We start from the raw sequence: 21,067 nt of genomic DNA, 5'->3' as shown, positions 1-21,067 counted from the left end.
ACGGCGCGGATGAACAGCAAAAGCCTGGTTTCCGGCAGCGCCGACAGCGGCGCCTACACCGACCTCAACCGCCTGAGCTCGCTCAAGCATGGCGATCGCGACAGCGACGCCAACGTGCGCAAGGTGGCCCAGGAGTTCGAGTCGCTGTTCATCAGCGAAATGCTCAAGGCCTCGCGCAAGGCCAGCGACGTGCTGGCCGACGACAACCCGATGAACACCGAAACGGTGAAGCAGTACCGCGACATGTACGACCAGCAACTGGCCGTGAGCATGTCTCGCGAAGGCGGCGGTATCGGGCTGCAGGACGTACTGGTGCGCCAGCTGTCGAAGAACAAGGGCACGCCGGCCAACACCAGCCCGTTTCCGCGCATCGAGGGCAATGCCCCGACGCTGTGGGGCAACAAGGTGGCCGAGCCCGTGCATGCCGCCCAGTCGACCGCCACCCGCAACGACGTCGCCGCGCTCAATTCGCGACGCCTGGCGCTGCCGAGCAAGCTCACCGACCGCCTGATGGCCGGCATCGTGCCGTCGGCGGCCAGCACCAATACCGCAGCCGTGCAGGCCCGTGACGGCCAGCAAGTGGCCAAGGCCTTCGCCGTGCCGGACAACGGCCTGCGCATCCTCGGGCGCGCCGTGGCCCAGCCACCGCTGGCACCGAAAAAGGCCTTTGCCGACAGCGACGAGTTCGTCGCCACCATGCTGCCGATGGCCGAGCAGGCGGCCAAGCGCATCGGTATCGACCCACGCTACCTGGTGGCGCAGGCCGCCCTGGAAACCGGCTGGGGCAAATCGGTCATGCGCAACACCGATGGCAGCAGCAGCCACAACCTGTTCGGCATCAAGGCAACCGGCAACTGGGAAGGTGGCGAGGCGCGGGCGATCACCAGCGAGTTCCGCGATGGCCAGTTCGTCAAGGAGACGGCGGCGTTCCGCTCCTACGATTCCTACCAGGACAGCTTCCACGACCTGGTCAGCCTGCTGCAGAACAATTCGCGCTATCAAGATGCGGTGAAGGCCGCCGATAAACCAGAGCAGTTCGTGCAAGAGTTGCAAAAGGCCGGGTACGCCACCGACCCGAATTACGCCAGCAAGATCTCGCAGATCGCAAGACAGATGAAGTCGTACGAGCACTACGCAATGCTCGGTACCGCAACGAAACTTTAAGGGCATGGAACCATGGCGAGTCTGATCAACATTGGTATGTCGGGGCTTGGCGCCGCGCAATCGGGGATGTACACCCTCGGTAACAACATCGCCAACGCCGATGTCGAAAGCTACTCGCGCCAGCAGAACGTGCAGAAGACCAAGGGCGGGCAACAAGTCGGCCAGGTGTTCATCGGCAGCGGTACTACCCTGGCGGATGTGCGCCGGGTCTATAACGCGTTCCTCGAGAACCAGCTGCGCAGCACCACCTCGCTGAGCAGCGATGCCACCTCGTACCTGAACCAGATCACGCCGCTGGATACCGCCCTGTCGAGCAGCGACACCGGTATCACCGCTGCACTGAAAAGCTTCTTCAGTGCGATGCAGGATGCTGCGGCCAAGCCGAGCGAGGACGCCTCGCGCCAACTGCTGCTGACCAGCGCGCAGTCCCTGGCCAAGCGCTTCAATACCCTGTCGGCGCAGCTCAACCAGCAGAACAGCGACATCAATGCCAACATGGCGTCGATCGCTGACAAGGTCAACGCCCTGACCCAGTCGATTGCCGACCTCAACGGCCAGATCTCCAAGATGACGGCCGTCAATGGCCAGCCCAACGACCTGCTCGACCAGCGCGACGGTGCGGTGCGCGAATTGTCGGCGCTGATCGGTGCCGACGTTGTAGAGCAGAAGAACGGCAACTACGACATCTACCTGAAGAACGGCCAGGCCCTGGTGCTGGGCAACACCACCCAGACCATCGGCGTGCAGCCGAGCGCCACCGACCCGACCCGCATGAGCCTGATCCTCAATCGCGGCTCGACCAAGATGGACATCACCAGCACCACTACCGGTGGTGAACTTGGCGGCCTGATCCGCTACCGCAAGGATACCCTCGACCCGGCGCTCAACGAGCTCGGTCGCGTGGCCCTGGTAGTAGCCGATGCGATCAACAGCCAGCTGGCCCAGGGCATCGACAAGAACGGTGACTTCGGTGCCACCCTGTTCGGCGATATCAACAGCGCCGCTGCCATCAGCCAGCGCAGTGTCGCCAAGACCGGCAACAGCACCGGCTCCGGCAACCTCGATGTGACCATCAAGGACACCGGCAAGCTGAGCACCAGCGATTACCAGGTGACCTTCACCAGCGCCACTGGCTACAGCGTGCGCAAGTTGCCGGAAGGCACCGACATGGGCAGTTTCGACCTCACCGACACGCCGCCTCCGGTGATCGACGGGTTCACCCTGTCGCTCAATGGTGGCGGCCTGAGTGCTGGCGACAGCTTCAAGATCACCCCGACCCGCAATGCCGCCGCAGGCATCGACACTGTCCTGACCGACCCGAAGCGCCTGGCCTTGGCTTCGCCGCTGACCGCCACCAGTGGATCGGGCAACAAAGGTACCGGCGTCATCACCCAGCCGACGCTGACCTCGGAAATGGACATCTACGATGCCGCCCAGCGTTCGCAATTGCAGACTGGCCTGAAGTATTCGACCCCGGTCAAGCTGGTGTTCGGCGATGACACCAGTTCGCCCCAGGCCTACAAGATGTACGACGCCAAGGGCACCGAAATCGGCAGTGGCACCATCGTGCCGGGGCAGGAGAACAAGTTGCAGCTGTCGGTGCCGATGGTCGATGGCAGCGGCAATTCGCTGGGTGGCAATTTCACCTTCGAGATGAGCGTTTCCGGCGCGCCGAAGAACGGCGACAGCTATACCGTGGCGCTGAGCGGCGCAGGTTCGGCGGACAACCGCAACGCCTTGTCGGTGATCGACCTGCAGACCAAGTCCACGGTCGAGGTTGGCGCCAACGGCAAGGGCATCAGCTTCACCGATGCCTACGCCAAGCTGGTCTCCAATGTTGGCGGCAAGGCCGGCCAGGCGCAGATGGACAGCGATGCCACCACTGCCCTGCATGCCTCGGCAGTGGAAAGCCGCAACGGCCTGTCGGGTGTGTCGATCGATGAAGAGACCGGCAACCTGGTCAAGTTCCAGCAGTACTACACCGCGTCGTCGCAGATCATCAAGGCGGCCCAGGAAACCTTCGCCACCCTGATCAACAGTCTTTAAGGAGCCGTAGATCGTGAGCGTACGCATCTCTACTTCGCAGTTCTACAACACCAACCAGGCCAACTACCAGAGCAACTTCGCCAAGACGGTGAAGAGCCAGCAGGAGGCAAGCGATGGCATTCGCGTGCGTTCGGCCAAGGATGACCCGGTGGGTGCGGCGCGTCTGCTGCAACTGGAACAACAGCAGAACATGCTGAAGCAGTACAGCGGCAACATCGTCAACGTACGTAACGCCCTGGGCACTGCCGAAAGCACCCTGAACTCCATCGGCACCATCCTGCAGCGGGTCAACGAGCTGGCGGTGAGCTCTGGCAACGGTACGTTCACCGATGCCGACCGCAAGGCCAACGCCGACGAACTGGCGTCGCTGGAAGACCAGCTGTTCTCGTTGATGAACAGCAAGGACGAGAACGGCAAGTACATCTTCTCCGGTTCCAAGGGCGATACCCCGCCTTACGCGCGCAATGCCGATGGCACCTACAGCTACCAGGGCGACCAGGGCAAGCTCAACCTGCAGGTGGGTGACATGCTCAGCCTGGCGGCCAATGAAACCGGCTACGACGCCTTCGAGCAGGCGCTCAACACCAGCCGTAGCCAGACCAGCCTGACCGCGCCGGCCACCGACGATGGCCGCGTCAGCCTGTCCAACGGCCAGGTCTCCGGCAACAGCCTGTACAACGATCGCTTCCGCAGTGGCGAGCCGTACACCATCGAATTCCTCAGCAGCACCGAATACAAGATCACCGATGTCGACGGCAATGACGTCACGCTCGAGGCCAGCCAGGGCGGCAAGTTCGACCCCAATGGCGACAACACCAGCATCAGCTTCCGCGGTGTCGATCTGCGCCTGGACATCACCTTCAAGGATGGCGACAAGGGTAATGAAGATGCTGCTATCGCAGGGCATACGTTCAACCTGAGCTCCAAGGCCGATGAGGTTTCCGGCACCCGCAGCCCTGGCAATACCTCCTCCGAGCAGGTGACGGGCGCGACCATCACCGATCAGGCTGCCTACAAGGCCGCTTTCCCGTCAGGGGGGGGCGTGCTCAAGTTCACCAGCAGCTCGACGTTCGAGCTGTATGCAACTCCGGTTACTGCCAATAGCCGCCCTATAGCGTCTGGGGCGCTCGGCGGGGCGAGTGGCACTACCGCGACAGCGGCTGGCGTCAGTTTCGAATTGTCGGGCGCGCCAAGTGCGGGCGATTTGTTTGCGGTCAAGGTCGATACCCACCAGACCCAGAACCCGCTGGACACCATCAGCAAGCTGCGTACCGCATTGACCACGCCGATGGATAATGATCCGGTTGCTCGACAGAACTTCCTGGCTTCGCTGGATTCGGCCGTGGGTAACATTACCAGCGCTATCAATCAGGTTTCGTCGTCCGTCAGCGCCATCGGTGGCCGTGGACAGGCGCTGGACGTTCAGTCGGAGACCAACGAGGCGCTGAGTACCGAGAACATCAAGACTCAGAGCTCGATCCGTGAAAGCGACCCGGCAGAAGTGATGCTGCGCCTGCAGATGCAGACCAACATGCTGCAAGCTTCGCTGCAAGCGTATGCGAAAGTCGCCGGGCTTTCGCTGGTCAACTACATCTGATTCTTTCCCCTCCTGTTTCAACTTCGCTGTGTCAGTGTGCCCGCTCTGACGCAGCCCCTTTTCTCAAGGCTCCAACGTGAACGAACAACCCCTCGTCAGCATCCTCATTCCTGCCTACAGCGCGCGCTTTTTCGCCGTGGCGTTGCAGAGCGCGGTGGGGCAATCCTACGAGAACCTCGAGGTCCTGGTCTGTGATGACAGTGAAGGGGATGAGATCGAAACGATCGTGCGTTGCGTTGAAGAGCAGAGCGGTAGGGCGGTGCGTTATGTTCGTAACGAGCGTCGCCTCGGGTTTGTCGGCAATCTGGTCCAAGCTGTGCAGATGGCATCTGGCGAGCTGGTCAAGGTGTTGTGTGACGATGACCGGCTGATGCCGCTATGCGTGGCGCGCCAGGCAAAGTGTCTGGCAGATGATAGCGAGGTCAGCTTGGTTCTCGCTCAGCGCATGTTCGTCGACGAGAACAGCTATGTGCTGCCGATGCGCTTGGCCAATGCCCGGTTTGTTGACACCGACAGCCTGTTCAATGGCAACGACATATTGTCGATCCTGAACGATAGCCCGGCTAATTTCCTCGGCAACTTCTCCTCAGCGATGATGCGGCGTGAGCAGGTCTTGAGCTTCTTGTGCGCATTGACGCAGGATGAGCAGGGGTTCGTGGCATTGCTGGATATGGTGCTCTTCTGCTGTTTGATGCGCACCGGGCAGTTGATGCTGCTCGGCGATGTCCTGGTGATTGAACGCCTGCATGCCCAGCGCTTGAGCAAACAGTCAGCGGTGAGGGCATCGCTCGTGCGCGAATGGGGCTGGCTGCGTCAGATGCTGGAGCAGCGTGGTGGCGAGCAAGCCCCGGCGCAAGGGTGGGTACGTTATCGGGCACTGTCGGACACCTCGCTCATGCCGGGTCAATGGCGCGAGATGAATCTGGTGTTGCTGTTGGGCAACTGGCAGCAGACCATGCGTTGCCGTATCGGTAGTGACAGTGAAAGTTACGCCGAGCTTTACCAGGCCTGGGTGGATGAGCGTCAACTGAGTGCTGCACAGCTCAAGCAGCTGCCCCGTACCTTCGAGTCCTGGCCCCGCAAACCCCGAGTTGCCGTAGTGATACTGGATCTGGCCGGTAGCCTGGATGAGCTCAGTCAGACTGTGTACAGCGTTCAGGCGCAGTGCTACGCAGCCCAGGATTGCGTTGTGTTATCTGATGTCAAAGGCTGTGTGTGGTCGGGGGTTGCTCAGCATGCGCTGGAGGGGGACTGGGTCGGCCAGATCAATCGAGTCGTAGCCGCTTTGCCTGAAAGCGATTGGGTCTACCTGTTGCATGCGGGTGACAGGCTTGTCGACGCCGCGTTGCTGTTGCTGGCGGAGCGCATCGCCGTCATGCCGGGGTTGGGCTGTATCTACAGCGATGAAGATACTTGGGTGGATGGCGCGCTCTGCGAGCCGATTTTCAAACCTGCTTTCAACATCGACCTGATGCGTAGCTATCCGTACGTCGGGCGTACTCTAGCTTTCGATCGAGCAGCGTTCGCTACGCTGGGCGGCCTAGATTCACGTTTTGCAGACCTGGCGGCGCATGATCTGCTCTGGCGGTTGGTGGAGGCCAAAGGCCCTCAGGCAGTTGAGCATATTGCCGAGATTCAGGTGCATTCGACCCTCGGATTTGCGCAGTGGCTGTCGCAAGATTCGGTAATTGCCCAGAGCGAGCCCGTGCTTCACGAGCACTTGAATCGTCTGGGTGTCGCTCACCAGATACGCCACGATGAAGTGCCTGTACTTAACCGAGTCGACTATCTGCACACCGAGCAGCCACTCGTCACGCTTGTGCTGCCCTGTAACCAGCCGTTTCAGATAGTTCAGCGCTGCGTCATGTCGGTGCTGGAGCAGACCACGTATTCGCGCTATGAATTGGTACTGGTCGCGGCTGATGATATCGAGCCCGCTGCAGGCAACTGGCTTCATGCAATGGCCGAGGTGGGCGGCGCGATACTTCGGGTATTGCGTTTGAGTGGGGCTGCCGATGTCGGGCGGATGATCAACGAAGCCGCTAAGACAGCGCGCGGCGATTACCTGCTGATGCTTTCATCGGGGCTGCAAGTCCGCGAGAGCCAATGGCTAGGTGAGTTGCTCAACCATGCTCAGCGTCCAGAGGTGGCAATCGTGGGCGCCAAAGTGGTGGATGTGCATGACAGAGTCGTTCACGCAGGCCTGGTTCTAGGCGGCAGTGGTGGCGTAGGGCTGGTATGTGCGGGTGAAGAAGGACAAAGTCGAGGCTATTTGCAACGTCTGCAGGTCACTCAGAACTGGAGTGCGGTGGCAGGTGACTGTCTGATTGTGCGCAAGTCAGTTTTTGACGCATTAGATGGTCTGGATCTCACCCAGTTTTCCGCAGGGTTGGGTGAAGTCGATCTGTGCCTGCGCGCGAGAAGCCTGGGTTATCTGGTCGTCTGGACGCCCTATGCGTGTTTGTATGCGATTGGAGCAGCCTCTGGCGAGCCTCACGCAAACGCGACGTTCGAGCAGCAGTCGGTCTTTTTCGAGCGTTGGCGTTCGTTGGTCGTGCGCGATCCCGCATATAATCCTAACCTGGGGCTGGGGCGTGTCAATTTCGACCTGGATGCCAGCCAGCAAGGCAGTTGGGACCCGTTCTGCGCGCGGACGCTGCCTTCGGTGCTCGCTTTACCTGTGAACGCCTCGGCAGTTGGCGCGTATAGGGTCACCGAACCGTTCGCCCGTCTGGAGGCTGGCGGGCGTATTGTCGGACGGGTTTCGTACGAGTCCCCGGATACCGTCCAACTCGCCCGCATGAATCCCGATATCATCGTGGTGCAGTTGCGGCATAACGAAAACTCGGTCAGCGACCTTGAACGGCTGGCCAGGTTTTCCAGTGCGCGGCGTATCTACGAGATCGACGACTATGTGCTCAAGGCGCCGAAGAAGAACAAGCATGCCCGTAACAAGCCGGCAGATATCGAGCAGCACCTGCGCCGCGCAATCGGGTTGTGTGATCGTGTCGTCGTTACCACCCAGGCGCTGGCAGATGCGCTGGGCTCGATGCACAGTGATTTCCGCGTAGTCCCGAACATGCTCGACCCGGAGGTCTGGTGCGCTTTCAAGTGCGAGAGGGCAACGGCCTCGAAACCACGTGTGGGTTGGGGTGGCGGCACCAGTCATTCGGGTGACCTGGAAATCATTGCTGAAACAGTTCGGCTTTTGGCGGATGAGGTTCATTGGGTGTTCTTCGGCATGTGCCCAGATGAGCTTCGCCCGTACGTGCATGAGTTTCATCCACCGGTAGCCTTGGCCAACTATCCGGCCAAGCTTGCCAGCCTGAATCTGGATCTGGCCCTGGCCCCGCTGGAGTTCCATATCTTCAACGACTGCAAGAGCAACCTGCGCTTGCTGGAATACGGCGCCTGTGGTTACCCGGTTATCTGTACCGATACCGAGGCGTACCGCGGTTATTTGCCTTGCACGCGGGTGTATGGCAACAGCACCAAGGAATGGGTCGAAGCGATTCGCTCGCATCTCGCAGACCCGGCCTCCAGTTATCGCATGGGGGATGAGTTGCGCGAGGCGGTGATGCGTGATTTCGTTTTGCGCGATGACAACCTGCGCCATTGGGAGTGGGGCTGGTTGGCGGATTGATACGGCTTTCTGGTCACCGTGATAGCGCTCTGTGTATTGTGATAAGGCTGCCTTATGGCCCTTTCGGTTTGCTGCTCTGTTAAACGTCAGTGTGTCGTTGCGGGCAGTCATCTTTCATGGCCGGCGCCGCTGCCGGAAAGGCCTGCGTTGTCTACCACATCGGATTAAAAAACTGTTGGCCCTTTAAGCGGGTTGGCGCATTTCCTGCAAATACCCATCGATATCGCCATAAATCCTTCACCCGGGCGGACCTGGGGCGCGAAGCACATGAGGAAATCGATGAAGGCAGTCATTCTGGCGGGTGGGCTCGGCACGCGTATCAGCGAAGAGTCACACCTCAAGCCCAAACCGATGATCGAGATCGGTGGCAAGCCAATTCTTTGGCACATCATGAAGCAGTATTCGGCGCACGGCATCCACGACTTCGTGATCTGCCTCGGCTACAAGGGGTACGCGATCAAGGACTTCTTCGCCAACTACTTCCTGCATACCTCCGACGTCACATTCGACATGCGTGCCAACCGTATGGATGTGCATCAGAACTACAGCGAGCCATGGCGTGTGACGTTGGTGGATACTGGTGACGATACCATGACCGGTGGCCGCTTGCGTCGTGTTGCCAGATACCTGGAAGACGAGGAGTCGTTTTGCTTCACCTATGGTGATGGCGTCTCTGATCTGAACATCGGTGCGTTGGTTGACTTCCATCTCGGTCACGGCAAACTCGCCACTGTCACAGCGGTACAGCCGCCAGGTCGATACGGAGCACTGGAGCGCGAGGGCGACCGGGTGCGAGGTTTCAGCGAGAAACCGCGCGGTGATGGAGGTTGGATCAATGGTGGCTTCTTCGTGCTCTCTCCCAAGGTCATCCCCTATATTGTCGGTGATGCTATGCCGTGGGAGGCCGAACCGTTGGCCACCCTGGCCCAGCAAGGCCAGCTGATGTCGTTCGAGCACGACGGCTTCTGGCACCCCATGGATACCTTGCGCGACAAGAACCACCTCGAACAGTTGTGGAGCAGCGGGGAGGCGCCATGGAAACAGTGGGCTTGAGTCCCGCGTTCTGGGCCGGTAAGCGCGTCCTGGTCACTGGTCACACTGGTTTCAAGGGCAGCTGGCTGGTGCTCTGGCTGCAGAGCCTGGGCGCTCAGGTCACCGGTTTCGCCCTCGACCCATCGACCGAGCCGAACCTGTTCGATCTGGCACGGGTTGGCGAGGGCATCGATGATCGCCGTGGTGATGTGCGTGATCTTGGCGTTCTGCTGGAACTGGTCGCAGAAGTGCAGCCGGAAATTGTCTTGCACCTGGCAGCCCAGCCGCTGGTGCGTGAAGGGTACCGCGACCCGTTGGGCACCTATTCGAGCAATGTCATGGGGACCCTCAATCTGCTAGAGGCCGTGCGGCAGGTAGGCGGCGTGCGCGCCTGCGTGGTGGTGACCACCGACAAGGTCTACGCCAACCAGGAGTGGGTCTGGTCGTACCGCGAGAACGAAGCGCTCGGTGGTCATGATCCGTACAGCAGCAGCAAGGCCTGCTGCGAGATTCTTGCACAGTCCTACGCGGCGTCATTCTTCCCTGCCGAGCGGTACGCCGACCATGGCCTGAGCCTGGCAACCGCACGCGCCGGCAATGTGCTGGGCGGAGGAGACTTCTCGCCCGATCGGCTGATCCCCGACGTGCTCAAGGCGTGGTCTGCTGACGAGCAGGTGACGCTGCGTTTCCCCCAGGCGGTGCGCCCTTGGCAGCATGCCCTGGAGCCGCTGGCCGGATACCTGCTGCTGGCCGCCAGCCTATACGAGCAGGGCCAGCGCTATGCAGGTGCATGGAACTTCGGCCCGGGTGACGACGACATGCGCAGTGTCGGTGAGGTGGTCCAGTTGCTGGCTGGGCAGTGGCCTCTGGCCCCAGGGGTCAAGGTCGAGACGAGCGACCTGCACGAAGCCGGGCTGCTACGCCTGGACAGCTCTCGAGCCCGCCAGCTGCTTGGCTGGCGACCACGCTGGACGCTCAACGAATGCCTGGAGCGAACCCTAGGCTGGCACCTGGCCTGGCGTAAGGGTATGGACATGCGTGCAGTCTGTCTGACCCAGTTGAGCTTGTATCAGGAGTCGTTGTGAGCGAGTACACCTTGCACCCCTTGCCATTGCAGGGCCTAGCCCGCGTCGATCATCGCCGCCATGAGGATGCCCGTGGTGCATTCTCGCGGCTTTACTGCGAAGGCAGCCTGGAGCGTTTCGGAGCGCCGTTCCACATCCGCCAGATCAACTGCTCGCTGACTCGCGGGCGCGGTAGCGTGCGCGGTTTGCATTATCAGGTCGGGCCGCAGCCGGAGAGCAAGTACATCACCTGCCTGCAGGGTGAAGTGTGGGACGTGGTGGTTGACCTGCGTGCCGATTCGCCGACCTTCCTGCAATGGCATGCCGAGCACCTCAAGGCCGGTGAGGGCAATAGCTTGCTGGTACCTGCCGGTTTCGCCCACGGTTTCCAGGCGCTGAGCGACGATGCCGAGCTGCTTTACCTGCACAGCGCCGACTATGCCCCGGAGCATGAGGGTGGTCTGTCGGTGCTTGACCCGCGCTTGGCCATCGCCTGGCCGTTGCCCGTGATCAACCTCTCGGCCCGGGATGAAATGCATCCTTGGCTGGACAGCCGCTTTACCGGAGTGACCGTATGAATTGCCGTGGTTGTGGCAGCGCCCTGCACCTGCCGTTGATCGATCTGGGCACAGCGCCGCCTTCCAACGCCTACCTGCGTGCCGAGCAACTGGCCGGGGCTGAACAGTGGGTACCGTTGAAGGTGTCAGTGTGCGAGCAATGCTGGCTGGTACAGACCGAGGATTATACCCGCGCCGAGCAGCTGTTCGATGCGGACTATGCCTACTTCAGTTCCTATTCCAGTTCCTGGCTGGGCCATGCCGAAGCCTATGTGGCTGGTATGGCCGAGCGCTTCGCGCTGAGCGCCGACAGCCGTGTGGTGGAGATCGCTGCCAACGATGGCTACTTGTTGCAGTACGTCGCCCGGCGCGGTATTCCCTGCCTGGGGGTCGAGCCGACCCGCAGCACTGCCGATGCGGCGCGTGCCAAAGGACTGGAGATCCGCGAAGTGTTCTTCGGTCGCGACGTGGCGACGCAACTGGTGGCCGAAGGCTGGAGTGCCGACCTGATGGCGGCCAACAACGTGCTCGCCCATGTGCCGGACATCAATGACTTCCTCGGTGGCTTCGCCACCTTGCTTAAGCCGACCGGCGTGGCCACGTTCGAATTCCCGCATTTGCTGTCGCTGATCGCCGAGCACCAGTTCGATACGCTTTATCACGAGCACTATTCCTATTTGTCGCTTACGGCGGTGCAGATCCTCTGCCAGCGCAACGGCCTGGAAATATTCGACGTGCAGGAGCTGCCGACTCACGGTGGTTCACTGCGGGTGTTCGTGCAACGCACTGATGGCCAGCGCCGTACGGTGGAGCCGGCCGTCACCGGCCTGCTGGCGCTGGAGAACGACGTGGGCGTGCGCAGCGCTGGCTTCTACTCCACCTTGGCGCCTGCCGCCGAGCGTATCAAGCTGCAGCTGCTGCGTTTCCTGCTCGACGCCAAGGCTGCTGGCAAGCGCGTGGTGGGTTACGGCGCTGCCGCCAAGGGCAACACCTTACTCAACTATGCCGGGGTCAAGGCTGACCTGTTGGCCTGGGTGGCCGACACCAGCCCGCACAAGCAGGGCAAGTTCCTGCCTGGTAGCCGCATTCCGATAGTGGCGCCCGAGCGCCTGGCCGAGGAACAGCCGGACTATGTGCTGGTGCTGCCGTGGAATCTGCTGCACGAAATCAGCGAGCAGCAGGCCGGCATCCGTGAGTGGGGCGGGCAGTTCGTCATCGCCGTCCCCGAGTTGACCGTGCTATGACCGCATTGCATGTACTGGTAACCGGCGCCACTGGTTTCGTTGGCCGCCATCTGGTGGCCGAACTGCTGGCCCGCGGTTGTCGCGTGCGCGCCTTGGCGCGTGACGTCGAGCGCGCACGGGGCATGGCGTGGTTCGACCAAGTGGAGTTCGTTGCCGGTGACCTGCAGTTGGCCGACGCCGCAGCGGTGGCCAGTTGGGTCGATGGTATCGACGCCCTTGCTCACCTGGCCTGGCCGGGACTGCCCAACTACCAGGCGCTGTTCCATCTGGAGCAGAACCTGATGGCCGACTACCGCTTCATCAAGCACGCGGTCGAGGCTGGTGTACGACAGGTGCTGGTCACCGGCACCTGCTTCGAGTACGGGATGCAGAGCGGCCCGCTGGACGAACAATGTCCGGCGCGCCCGACCAACCCCTATGGCTTGGCTAAGCACAGCCTGCACCAGTTCCTCCAGGCATTGCAGTTGCATCGGCCATTCACTCTGCAATGGGCGCGACTGTTCTACCTGTATGGTCAGGGGCAGAACCCCAACAGCCTGCTGGCAGGGCTCGATCGAGCCATTGATAGCAGCGAGGCATCGTTCGCCATGTCCGGTGGCGAGCAGTTGCGCGACTTTCAGCCGATTACCGATGCCGCCCGCCAGTTGGCTGGTGTGTTGCACTGTCGCGAATTCTCAGGGGTGGTCAATTGCGCCAGTGGTCAGCCGGTTGCAGTGCGCAGTCTGGTCGAGCAGCGTCTGCGTGAGCGAGGAGCCAGCCTGAGCCTGAATCTTGGTTATTACCCTTATCCAACCCATGAGCCGATGGCGTTCTGGGCGGTGACCGATCGTTTGCAGCGCATGCTGCAATCCACTATCGAGCCCTTGCACCGCTGACGCTGTCGGGCCAACACTTTTCAAGAGGCTGCAAATGAGCGACAAAACGCCACTACAGGTATTCGCCGAAGAATGCCAGGCCGAGATCCGTGCCCAAGGCAACGATGCGGCGCTGGGCGAACTGGCCCAGGTCTTCTACAACGAATCGGCCAAGCACAAATACACCTACCACTTCAGCTGGATGGGCCGCCCGATCATCCAGCTGCCCCAGGACATGGTTGCCATGCAGGAGCTGATCTGGAAACTCAAGCCTGACTTGATCATCGAATGTGGCATCGCTCATGGCGGTTCGATCATCTATTACGCGTCGATGATGGAGTTGGTGGGGCATGGTGAGGTCCTTGGCATCGATCGCGATATCCGTCCACATAATCGCGAAGCCATCGAAAGTCACCCAATGTTCAAGCGTATCAGCATGATCGAAGGCTCCAGCATCGACCCGGCCGTTGTCGAGCGGGTGCGGATGCTGGCCGAGGGCAAGAAGGTCATCGTCGTGCTCGATTCCAACCACACCCACGACCACGTGCTGGCCGAACTGCGCGCCTACGCGCCGTTAGTGTCGCAAGACTGCTACTGCGTGGTGATGGATACGGTGGTCGAGGACATGCCTGCCGATGCCTTCCCTGATCGGCCATGGGGTGTTGGCGACAACCCGCGCACTGCTGTGTGGGCTTACCTGAAGGAAACCGAGGACTTCGTCATCGATGCCGAAATCCACGACAAGCTGCTGATCACCGTGGCGCGTGATGGCTACCTGCGCCGAGTGCGCTGAACCAACCAACAGGCAGAAGCAGATATGCAAGCACATGTACAGCACCGGGGCGACGCATCGCTCAAGGATCGCCTCACATTGGTGTTGCTTACCCACAACCGCCCAGATTTTTTGCGCCGGGCCTTGTGCTACTACCGCAACTACCCGGCCAGCATCCTGGTGCTGGATTCGTCGCTGAAGGCTGACGATGAAATTGCTCGCGATTACCCAGATGTCGATTACCGCCATCTACCGCAGTTTTCTTACACTGCATTGCTGGAAAAGCTGGCTTTCGGGGTCAAGCAGGTCGTCACGCCGTTCATGCTCTTCATTGCGGTCGACGACTTCCTGCTGCATGACAGCATAACCCGCTCGGTGGAGTTCCTTGAGCAGCACTCTGATTACGGTCTTTGCCATGGTTACGGGATGATGTATGTGCCCGGTGGCGCGCAGGTCGAGTACTACAAACGTGATAATCGGGTGCAGGAAGACTACTGTTCGCAAGATCCAGAGCAGCGCTTGCTGGAGTTCATGGGCCAGTTCCTCCCGCCTTTTTACGCCGTTACCCGCACTGACCTGTTGCAGCAGTGGTATGAGCTGCTGCCGTTGGGTACCAGCTTCGAATGGCAGGAAATCGGCCACGCTTTCTACCTGCTGGCCAATGCCAAGGCTCGAATTCTGCCGATTCCCTTTGCGGTTCGAGAGGGCAACTATGGCGGTTCTGAGCATGGCACCAACGTACTCACGGTGCTTGCCTTGCAGGACGAGAAGTCACGCCAGGGGCGTGAAGTCTTTGCAGAGTTTCTTGCATCGATTCCTACCGAGTTGAGCAGCAGGGGCGCCGCTGCGGTCAAGCAGATCGCCCTCGAAAGCTTCAAGAGCATGGCCGACGGGTTGCTGACGGGGCGTGCGCTACAAGCTTGCCCGATTGTTCGCTCCGAATGGCAGCGACCGATGTACGAACCTAAACGAATCTTTGGCGAGCAGCAGTTCGTGGAACTTCCGTTCTACAACAAGGCGTTCTTCGACTTGCTGACCGAGATCGAATTCCATATCCATGCCATGCCGGCCGGGCGTCATCAGCTCACCGAACTGGAATCGATCCTGCAAAGGCAATGGCGTTTGCTCCAGGCGCGTGCCAGTGATGATACCACTGCCCTGCGCACTCGCCTCTGGGAGGCGCTTGTCATCAACCCGTTCAACCGGACGGTGGTCGAGCGCCTGTTGATGCAACTGGAGCAGGACGACCAAGCCCAGGCCGAAGCGGAGCAATTACGTGACTGGTTGTGCCGGTTGGAGTCGCTTCCTGGCTTCGACAACGAGGTGTTGTTAAGCAGTATGTCCTCGGGGCGGCTGCTTAATTGGCTCAAGGCTCGTGAGCCAGGCGACGAGTTGGTACGCCAGGCTGCCAAGCGTCTGGACAAGCATCATGGCGGTCCGAGCTTTGGCATTTTATTGCTCGATCTGCAAGCCGACATCGTCAAGCTCCAGGCTACCTTCGACAGTCTCATGAACGGCTACTCGCGCGCCTTCAAGGTGGTTGTATTGACCACCGGAGAGCTGCCGTCGGTGACAAAGCCGCAGCAGACTGTGCATTTCATCAAGGTTACCGAGCAGGATCATGTTCAACGCATGAACGAGGCGGCCAGGCAACTGGGCACTGACTGGATCATGCTGGCCGAAAGTGGTGATCAGTTCACCGCCGGCGGCCTGATGCGTGCTGGGCTCGAGTTGCTAGGCGTCGAAGGGGTGCGTGCCGTGGCGATGGACGAATTGCAGGAACAGGCCAACGGCTTGCTGAGCGATGTCATGCGTCCAGGCATCAACTTGGATCTGCTGCAGAGCGTGCCTGGGCTGATGGCTCGGCACTGGCTGGTGCGTCGCGACCTGTGGTTGGAGGCAGGTGGGTTCGACGCGCGTTACCCGCAGGCGCTGGAGTTCGATCTGTTACTGCGCTTGATCGGCAAAGGAGGTATGGCGGGCCTTGCCCACCTGGCGGAGCCACTGTTGCTCTGCTCTGCGCCTGACAATAGCCGGCACGATCAAGAGCGTGCCGTGCTGGTACAGCATGTGGCCCAGCGGGGGTATGCGGTGTCGGTCGGGTCGGTCCGTCCGGGAACGTTGGCCGTTGACTATCGGCATGAGGCGCGGCCGATGGTTTCGATCATCGTGCACTGCCAGGACAACTTCACAGCGTTGCAAGCGTGCCTGCTCAGCCTGTTGCAGCGCACCCGCTATCAGCAGCATGAAATTCTCGTTGCTGACAATGCCAGCCAGTCGCCCGAGCTGTGCGATTGGCTGGCTAGCTTGCAGTTAGGAGGGAGCCGGTTGCGGGTGGTCCGTAGCGAGCGCGCCCTAGCGCCGGTTGCGATGCTCAATCTGGCCATTCAGCAGGCGCAGGGCGAGTATCTGGTGCTGCTGGACAGCGAGCTCGAGGTGCTTAACGCCAACTGGCTGGAAGGTATGCTCAATCACGCCCAGCGTCCGGAAGTGGGTGTAGTGGGTGGCAAGTTGCTGAACCCCGAGGGACGGGTGGTCGAGGCTGGGCTTGTGCTGGCAGGGCAGGCGGGTGTACGTGCCGCGTTCGTCGGCGAATCCAGGGATTCGCCTGGTTACATGCAGCGCCTTCAGGTGGAACACGGTGTTTCGGCGGTGTCGGGTTGTATCATGCTACGTGCGGAACTGTTGCACGCTGTCGGTGGGCTCGAAGAGCAGTCACCGAATCTGCGCGCCGCGCACGTCGACCTGTGCCTGCAAGCAGTGGCGGCGGGCCTATTGATAGTGTGGACACCACAGGCCCAGGCCGTACGGCATGTTCTGGTGGGCGACGATGCGATGGCCTGCCCACACATGCGTGAGCGCTGGGCGCACGCATTGGCTCAGGACACTTGCTATAACGCCAACCATAGTCTGGACGGCAAGCTATTCAGCCTTGATCTGGATGGCCGGGTTGATTGGCAGGCGTTGATCGCCTGACATCTGTTGCGGAACTACGCCAAGCCATGACCGCCTCGCGGCGGTTATGGCTTTTTTGTGGGCGCAGCCGCACCGGTTTGTCGATTCGACAAAAAGAGCGTGACTTGAGAGTCAGAACGCGCATCTTCACTGTATATTGTCGAAACCGGGAACCGCCGCGCCGCTCCGAACAAATTGTCAGGGATCGGAAACCACCGCATCGCCTGGCGTTTTGCCGTTTGGTTCCGTGGCGGGTATTTCGCTGTTACTGAATTGGGAAGCCATATGATTGGCATTAAAAGTATCGCCAGTTACGTGCCGACTGACGGCGTGGACAACTACGCCCAGGGCGCGAAATTCGGCAAGGACCAGGATTTTATCTTCGGCAAGATCGGTTCGACCTTTTTGCCGCGCAAGGATGCTGCCCAGGAAACGTCCGACCTCTGCGTAGAGGCCGCGAAAAACCTGTTCGCTGTCAATCCATCCCTGGACCCGGCATCCATCGATGTGGTGATCGTGGTCACTCAGAACGGTGATGCCGAAGGTTTGCCGCATACGGCGGCGATCGTACAGCACAAGCTCGGCCTGTCGACAGCGGTTGCCGCTTTTGACATCTCGCTGGGCTGTTCGGGTTATGTCTACGGCCTTTATGCGATGAAAGGCTTCATGGAGGCCGCAGGCCTGAGAAACGGCTTGTTGATCACCGCCGACCCCTATTCGAAGATCGTCGACCCGGAGGATCGCAACACCACCATGTTGTTTGGTGATGCCGCCACGGCCACTTGGATGGGTGAGGGTGCCGCCTGGCAGTTGGGCAGGTCGTTGTTCGGCAGCGATGGTGCCGGTGCCGAGCACCTACGTACCACCGACGGCAAGTTCTTCATGAATGGTCGCCAGGTTTACAACTTTGCCTTGGTCAAGGTGCCTGCACACCTGCAGCAGTTGCTCGAAGCCAGCAAGTTGCAGGCTGACGATATCGATCTGTACTGCTTGCATCAGGGGAGCGCCGCGATCGTCGACGCGGTGTCGTCGCGCTTTGTCGAGGGCGAATATAAGCAGAAGTTCGTCAAGGATATGGTGGAAACCGGCAACACGGTGTCGTCAAGCATTCCACTACTGCTCGAAAAGCACGTGCTCGGTTCGCAGCACAGGCGCGTGGCGCTCAGCGGCTTTGGTGTGGGGCTGTCTTGGGGGTCGGCGATCCTCGAAAGGGCGCCTGAGTAAGATTGTGCCGATGGATCGTCCGATGCCACTGCAAGGCATCGGACGATTGTTGCGGTATCAGACGCGGAAATAGCCCACGGTTGAATCGAACGGGAGACGCTTGAGTTCGATTTTGTTCAGATCCAGCACGTCGCGCAATGCGGCGGTCTCGCCGGGGAAGTTACGGTAGGCGACTTCGTCGAGTACTACGATCGCACCTTTTGGCATGTAAGGCAGGAAGGTTTCCAAGGCTACTTTGGTCGAAGCATACAGGTCGGTGTCAAGAATCAGCATCGCCACCACGAGGTCGGGGCGGGTCTTGACGAAGGCAGGTACGGTCTCGAGGATGTCGCCTTTGATGATCTCGCAGCGCGGAATGCGATTGACCGGGCGCACCAGGTCATTAGTGTCGATCATTTCCTGAAGAATCGAGTCATCGGTGTCGGAGAACATCGTTTCGTTGATGTCCGTCGGATCATTCTCTTTGTCGATGCTGGCAAATCCTTGGAAAGTATCGAAACCAATGATCGAGCGATTGATTGCATACGGTTCCAGAATCATTGACAGGTGCATGTAGAGCATCAATGAGTTGCCCTTGTAGACGCCGCATTCGACGATTGCGCCGGGTACGTCCTGCACCATCTTGAACAGCTCCATGCGCGATAGCGCGGCTGTCACGGTGATTCGGTTGGCAAACACGAACGGTGCATCGGCAACGTACTGCGCGTCTACCTTGCTCAGCACGGTGGCGCGTTTTTCGTTGTACTCAACTTCCGCAGCAGTCAGGCGGCGCTTTGTCATGGGTTGACTCCCTGGAATCTGGAAAAATCTTTGGCGTGGAAAAGGTCTTTAAAACCGGCGTGGGCGTCGATGCAACCATTGTCTACGTTGGGTGCGCCGCGCTTGTTGATCAGATCTTGCAAGTGAATCAGGCGGAAATCGACACTGAAACGCACTTGATCGGTGGTGTTGGCCACGGTGCCATGCAAGTGGGAGCCACTGAATATCAGCATCTCGCCGCTGTTGCTGGCAATGCGCAGCTCCGAGCGGTCATCAATTTCTTCCAAGGGAACCGGGTGCACGCGGTTTTCCTGCGTGATGTTTTCCTTGGCTTTGAAGCGTTGTTCGGTGATCCAGTGCTCCAGGCTCCAGCCGTCGGATGAGTTGTTCACCGGGCGGTTGAAGTAGGCAGGGTTGATCATCATGGTTTGCTCGGGCTTGAGCGAGTACAGCGGCATCCAGGTATTGATCTGGCAGTCGACATTGCCGTACCAGGTGTCCCGGTGGGGTTTGTAGGCATAACTGACGCCTGCATGCAGGTAATCGTAATGTGGCACTACCCGTACGCGTGGCACATCGAACAAGTATTCGCCTGGATCGGCCCCGATTTCCAGAATGAACGCCTGGATCAGCGCCTTGGCTTCTCCGCCATTGGTGAAATGGCGTTTGAGGGCGGTTACCCGCTCAACGAAACTTTCCACCGGCATCATTTTATGCAGCGATTGGTGATCGGTTTCTCCATCGAACGCTTGAGTGATAGAGGCCCGGGCAAGGGCGCACAGGTCGTATGCACTGCGCAGGGATGTGTCGAGAAAAATGTCGCCCTGGTAAATGTCATCTCGCAGCGCCGGCCTGTTCTTCGTCTGGTTTACGTATAAATTCATGGCTGATCAGCTCTTGGAGGGGGCCAGAAGGTATCGAGCCTTTATTGCGCGGCTCTATTTGGGTCCTGGCTGCCAGGCGCGGGCTTTCGCGTGCTGACAGCGGAGAGTGAAATTGGGATCGGCCGCGTGGCGGGCAACTTTAGAGTATGTTGACCATTTTCACAGGGAGGTGGAGTGAGGCGTCAATTGTCACGGTTGATGCTATCTCTGAGGTGATGCTCCACGCGTGCGAAGATTTTTTGGCGTCAACGTATTGATTTTCTTGGGCTGGCAGGTGGCCAGTAAAATTTTTTAAAAAAAACCTCAAGCAACGCGCCCTGACGACGATAACCATGACGAAGGTTCTCTGTGCCACACCCGGCGAATTGCCAAGGCCGGAAGCCGTAGTACCCAATCCAACGAGGAATTCGTCATGGCTTTGACCGTTAACACCAACACCACCTCTCTGGGTGTTCAGAAAAACCTGAACCGTGCTACCGATGCACTGAGCACCTCGATGACCCGCCTGTCTTCCGGCCTGAAAATCAACAGCGCCAAGGACGACGCCGCCGGCCTGCAAATTGCCACTCGTATGACCTCGCAGATTCGCGGTCAGACCATGGCTATCAAGAACGCCAACGACGGTATCTCCATCGCCCAGACCGCTGAAGGTGCGATGCAAGAGCAGACCAACATCCTGCAGCGCATGCGTGAACTGGCCATCCAGGCCAACAACGCTTCGAACAGCGACAAGGACCGTGATGCTCTGAACACTGAGTTCGCCTCGATGTCCGACGAGCTGACTCGTATCGCCAACAGCACCCAGCTGAACGGCAAGAACCTGCTCAACACCACTGCCACCTTGAGCTTCCAGGTTGGTTCCAACACTGGTACTGAAAACCAGATCTCCATCAAGCTGGCTAACCTGACTGCTTCCGCCCTGGGTGTTAACTCGGGTGCTATCGCGATTTCTGGTGCTGACAGCACCATCAGTGCTAACTTCAGCGCTGCTGTGAACGCTATCGACTCCGCTCTGCAAACCATCAACAGCACCCGTGCTGATCTGGGTGCTGCCCAGAACCGTCTGACCAGCACCATCAACAACCTGCAGAACATCAACGAGAACGCCGAAGCCGCTCGTGGCCGTGTACAGGACACCGACTTTGCTGCTGAAACTGCCCAGCTGACCAAGCAGCAGACTCTGCAGCAAGCTTCGACCTCGGTTCTGGCTCAGGCCAACCAGCTGCCGTCGGCAGTACTGAAGCTGCTGGGCTAATCTGCCTAGTCGCTGGC

The 21,067-nt window shown here is 59.9% G+C and carries 15 protein-coding genes; 13 read left to right on the top strand and 2 right to left on the bottom strand.

Annotated elements, in window-relative coordinates; all coding sequences use genetic code 11:
• Positions 1–9 precede the first annotated feature (9 nt).
• The 12 genes from flgJ to GEV38_RS19545 all read left to right on the top strand — a co-directional run bounded on the left by flgJ (position 10) and on the right by GEV38_RS19545 (position 18,152).
• A complete protein-coding gene (flgJ, locus tag GEV38_RS19600) occupies positions 10–1,164 on the top strand; it encodes a flagellar assembly peptidoglycan hydrolase FlgJ (protein WP_054573091.1) in 1,155 nt (384 codons plus the stop codon).
• A 12-nt stretch (positions 1,165–1,176) separates the two neighbouring features.
• Positions 1,177–3,210 (top strand): flagellar hook-associated protein FlgK, encoded by a 2,034-nt coding sequence (flgK, locus tag GEV38_RS19595; protein WP_054573092.1) that lies wholly within the window; start codon positions 1,177–1,179, stop codon positions 3,208–3,210.
• Between the two features lie 13 nt (positions 3,211–3,223).
• The gene (locus GEV38_RS19590) at positions 3,224–4,807 is read left to right on the top strand and encodes a flagellar hook-associated protein 3 (RefSeq protein WP_173895923.1); all 1,584 of its coding nucleotides are present in this window, start codon (positions 3,224–3,226) and stop codon (positions 4,805–4,807) included.
• 76 nt (positions 4,808–4,883) lie between these two features.
• Positions 4,884–8,450, top strand: a complete 3,567-nt coding sequence (locus GEV38_RS19585; RefSeq protein ID WP_054573094.1) for a glycosyltransferase — start codon at positions 4,884–4,886, stop codon at positions 8,448–8,450.
• A gap of 279 nt (positions 8,451–8,729) precedes the next feature.
• Positions 8,730–9,503 carry a glucose-1-phosphate cytidylyltransferase gene (gene rfbF, locus GEV38_RS19580; RefSeq protein WP_054573095.1) on the top strand — a complete coding sequence of 258 codons (774 nt, stop codon included), beginning with the start codon at positions 8,730–8,732 and terminating at the stop codon, positions 9,501–9,503.
• On the top strand, positions 9,485–10,567 hold the full coding sequence (rfbG, locus tag GEV38_RS19575; RefSeq protein WP_054573096.1) for a CDP-glucose 4,6-dehydratase: 1,083 nt from the start codon (positions 9,485–9,487) through the stop codon (positions 10,565–10,567). The genes rfbF and rfbG overlap by 19 nt, the downstream gene beginning before the upstream one ends.
• Entirely contained in the window at positions 10,564–11,124 is a 561-nt protein-coding gene (locus GEV38_RS19570; protein ID WP_054573097.1) for a dTDP-4-dehydrorhamnose 3,5-epimerase family protein, read from the top strand. Before rfbG ends, GEV38_RS19570 begins: the two co-directional genes overlap by 4 nt.
• Positions 11,121–12,347 (top strand): class I SAM-dependent methyltransferase, encoded by a 1,227-nt coding sequence (locus GEV38_RS19565; protein WP_054573098.1) that lies wholly within the window; start codon positions 11,121–11,123, stop codon positions 12,345–12,347. Before GEV38_RS19570 ends, GEV38_RS19565 begins: the two co-directional genes overlap by 4 nt.
• Positions 12,344–13,222, top strand: coding sequence for an NAD(P)-dependent oxidoreductase (locus GEV38_RS19560; protein ID WP_054573099.1), 879 nt, complete (start codon positions 12,344–12,346; stop codon positions 13,220–13,222). Before GEV38_RS19565 ends, GEV38_RS19560 begins: the two co-directional genes overlap by 4 nt.
• 34 nt (positions 13,223–13,256) lie before the next feature.
• Positions 13,257–13,994 (top strand): cephalosporin hydroxylase family protein, encoded by a 738-nt coding sequence (locus tag GEV38_RS19555; RefSeq protein ID WP_054573100.1) that lies wholly within the window; start codon positions 13,257–13,259, stop codon positions 13,992–13,994.
• A 24-nt stretch (positions 13,995–14,018) separates the two neighbouring features.
• Complete coding sequence (locus GEV38_RS19550) at positions 14,019–16,949, top strand: TIGR00180 family glycosyltransferase (protein WP_054573101.1); 2,931 nt, start codon at positions 14,019–14,021, stop codon at positions 16,947–16,949.
• Positions 16,950–17,213: 264 nt separating this feature from the next.
• The gene (locus GEV38_RS19545) at positions 17,214–18,152 is read left to right on the top strand and encodes a ketoacyl-ACP synthase III (protein WP_054573102.1); all 939 of its coding nucleotides are present in this window, start codon (positions 17,214–17,216) and stop codon (positions 18,150–18,152) included.
• A gap of 57 nt (positions 18,153–18,209) precedes the next feature.
• Here the strand turns inward: GEV38_RS19545 and GEV38_RS19540 are convergent, their stop codons facing one another.
• A complete protein-coding gene (locus tag GEV38_RS19540) occupies positions 18,210–18,932 on the bottom strand; it encodes a TylF/MycF/NovP-related O-methyltransferase (protein ID WP_054573103.1) in 723 nt (240 codons plus the stop codon).
• A complete protein-coding gene (locus GEV38_RS19535) occupies positions 18,929–19,795 on the bottom strand; it encodes a hypothetical protein (RefSeq protein WP_054573104.1) in 867 nt (288 codons plus the stop codon). Before GEV38_RS19535 ends, GEV38_RS19540 begins: the two co-directional genes overlap by 4 nt.
• 412 nt (positions 19,796–20,207) lie before the next feature.
• Between GEV38_RS19535 and GEV38_RS19530 the strand changes: the two genes are divergently transcribed.
• Positions 20,208–21,050 carry a flagellin domain-containing protein gene (locus GEV38_RS19530; RefSeq protein WP_054573105.1) on the top strand — a complete coding sequence of 281 codons (843 nt, stop codon included), beginning with the start codon at positions 20,208–20,210 and terminating at the stop codon, positions 21,048–21,050.
• Positions 21,051–21,067 lie beyond the last annotated feature (17 nt).

This window comes from Pseudomonas sp. 13159349 (assembly GCF_013305685.1).
GTDB lineage: Bacteria > Pseudomonadota > Gammaproteobacteria > Pseudomonadales > Pseudomonadaceae > Aquipseudomonas > Aquipseudomonas asiatica.
This window is presented reverse-complemented; position numbering and strand designations above follow the sequence as displayed.

What these genes read in the sequence shown, in the direction of transcription:
- flgJ (WP_054573091.1), top strand. Translation starts at nt 10, where the DNA reads ATGAACAGCAAAAGCCTGGTTTCCGGCAGCGCCGACAGCGGCGCCTAC.
- flgK (WP_054573092.1), top strand. Translation starts at nt 1,177, where the DNA reads ATGGCGAGTCTGATCAACATTGGTATGTCGGGGCTTGGCGCCGCGCAA.
- rfbF (WP_054573095.1), top strand. Translation starts at nt 8,730, where the DNA reads ATGAAGGCAGTCATTCTGGCGGGTGGGCTCGGCACGCGTATCAGCGAA.
- rfbG (WP_054573096.1), top strand. Translation starts at nt 9,485, where the DNA reads ATGGAAACAGTGGGCTTGAGTCCCGCGTTCTGGGCCGGTAAGCGCGTC.
- GEV38_RS19565 (WP_054573098.1), top strand. Translation starts at nt 11,121, where the DNA reads ATGAATTGCCGTGGTTGTGGCAGCGCCCTGCACCTGCCGTTGATCGAT.
- GEV38_RS19560 (WP_054573099.1), top strand. Translation starts at nt 12,344, where the DNA reads ATGACCGCATTGCATGTACTGGTAACCGGCGCCACTGGTTTCGTTGGC.
- GEV38_RS19555 (WP_054573100.1), top strand. Translation starts at nt 13,257, where the DNA reads ATGAGCGACAAAACGCCACTACAGGTATTCGCCGAAGAATGCCAGGCC.
- GEV38_RS19550 (WP_054573101.1), top strand. Translation starts at nt 14,019, where the DNA reads ATGCAAGCACATGTACAGCACCGGGGCGACGCATCGCTCAAGGATCGC.
- GEV38_RS19545 (WP_054573102.1), top strand. Translation starts at nt 17,214, where the DNA reads ATGATTGGCATTAAAAGTATCGCCAGTTACGTGCCGACTGACGGCGTG.
- GEV38_RS19540 (WP_054573103.1), bottom strand. Translation starts at nt 18,932, where the DNA reads ATGACAAAGCGCCGCCTGACTGCTGCGGAAGTTGAGTACAACGAAAAA.
- GEV38_RS19535 (WP_054573104.1), bottom strand. Translation starts at nt 19,795, where the DNA reads ATGAATTTATACGTAAACCAGACGAAGAACAGGCCGGCGCTGCGAGAT.
- GEV38_RS19530 (WP_054573105.1), top strand. Translation starts at nt 20,208, where the DNA reads ATGGCTTTGACCGTTAACACCAACACCACCTCTCTGGGTGTTCAGAAA.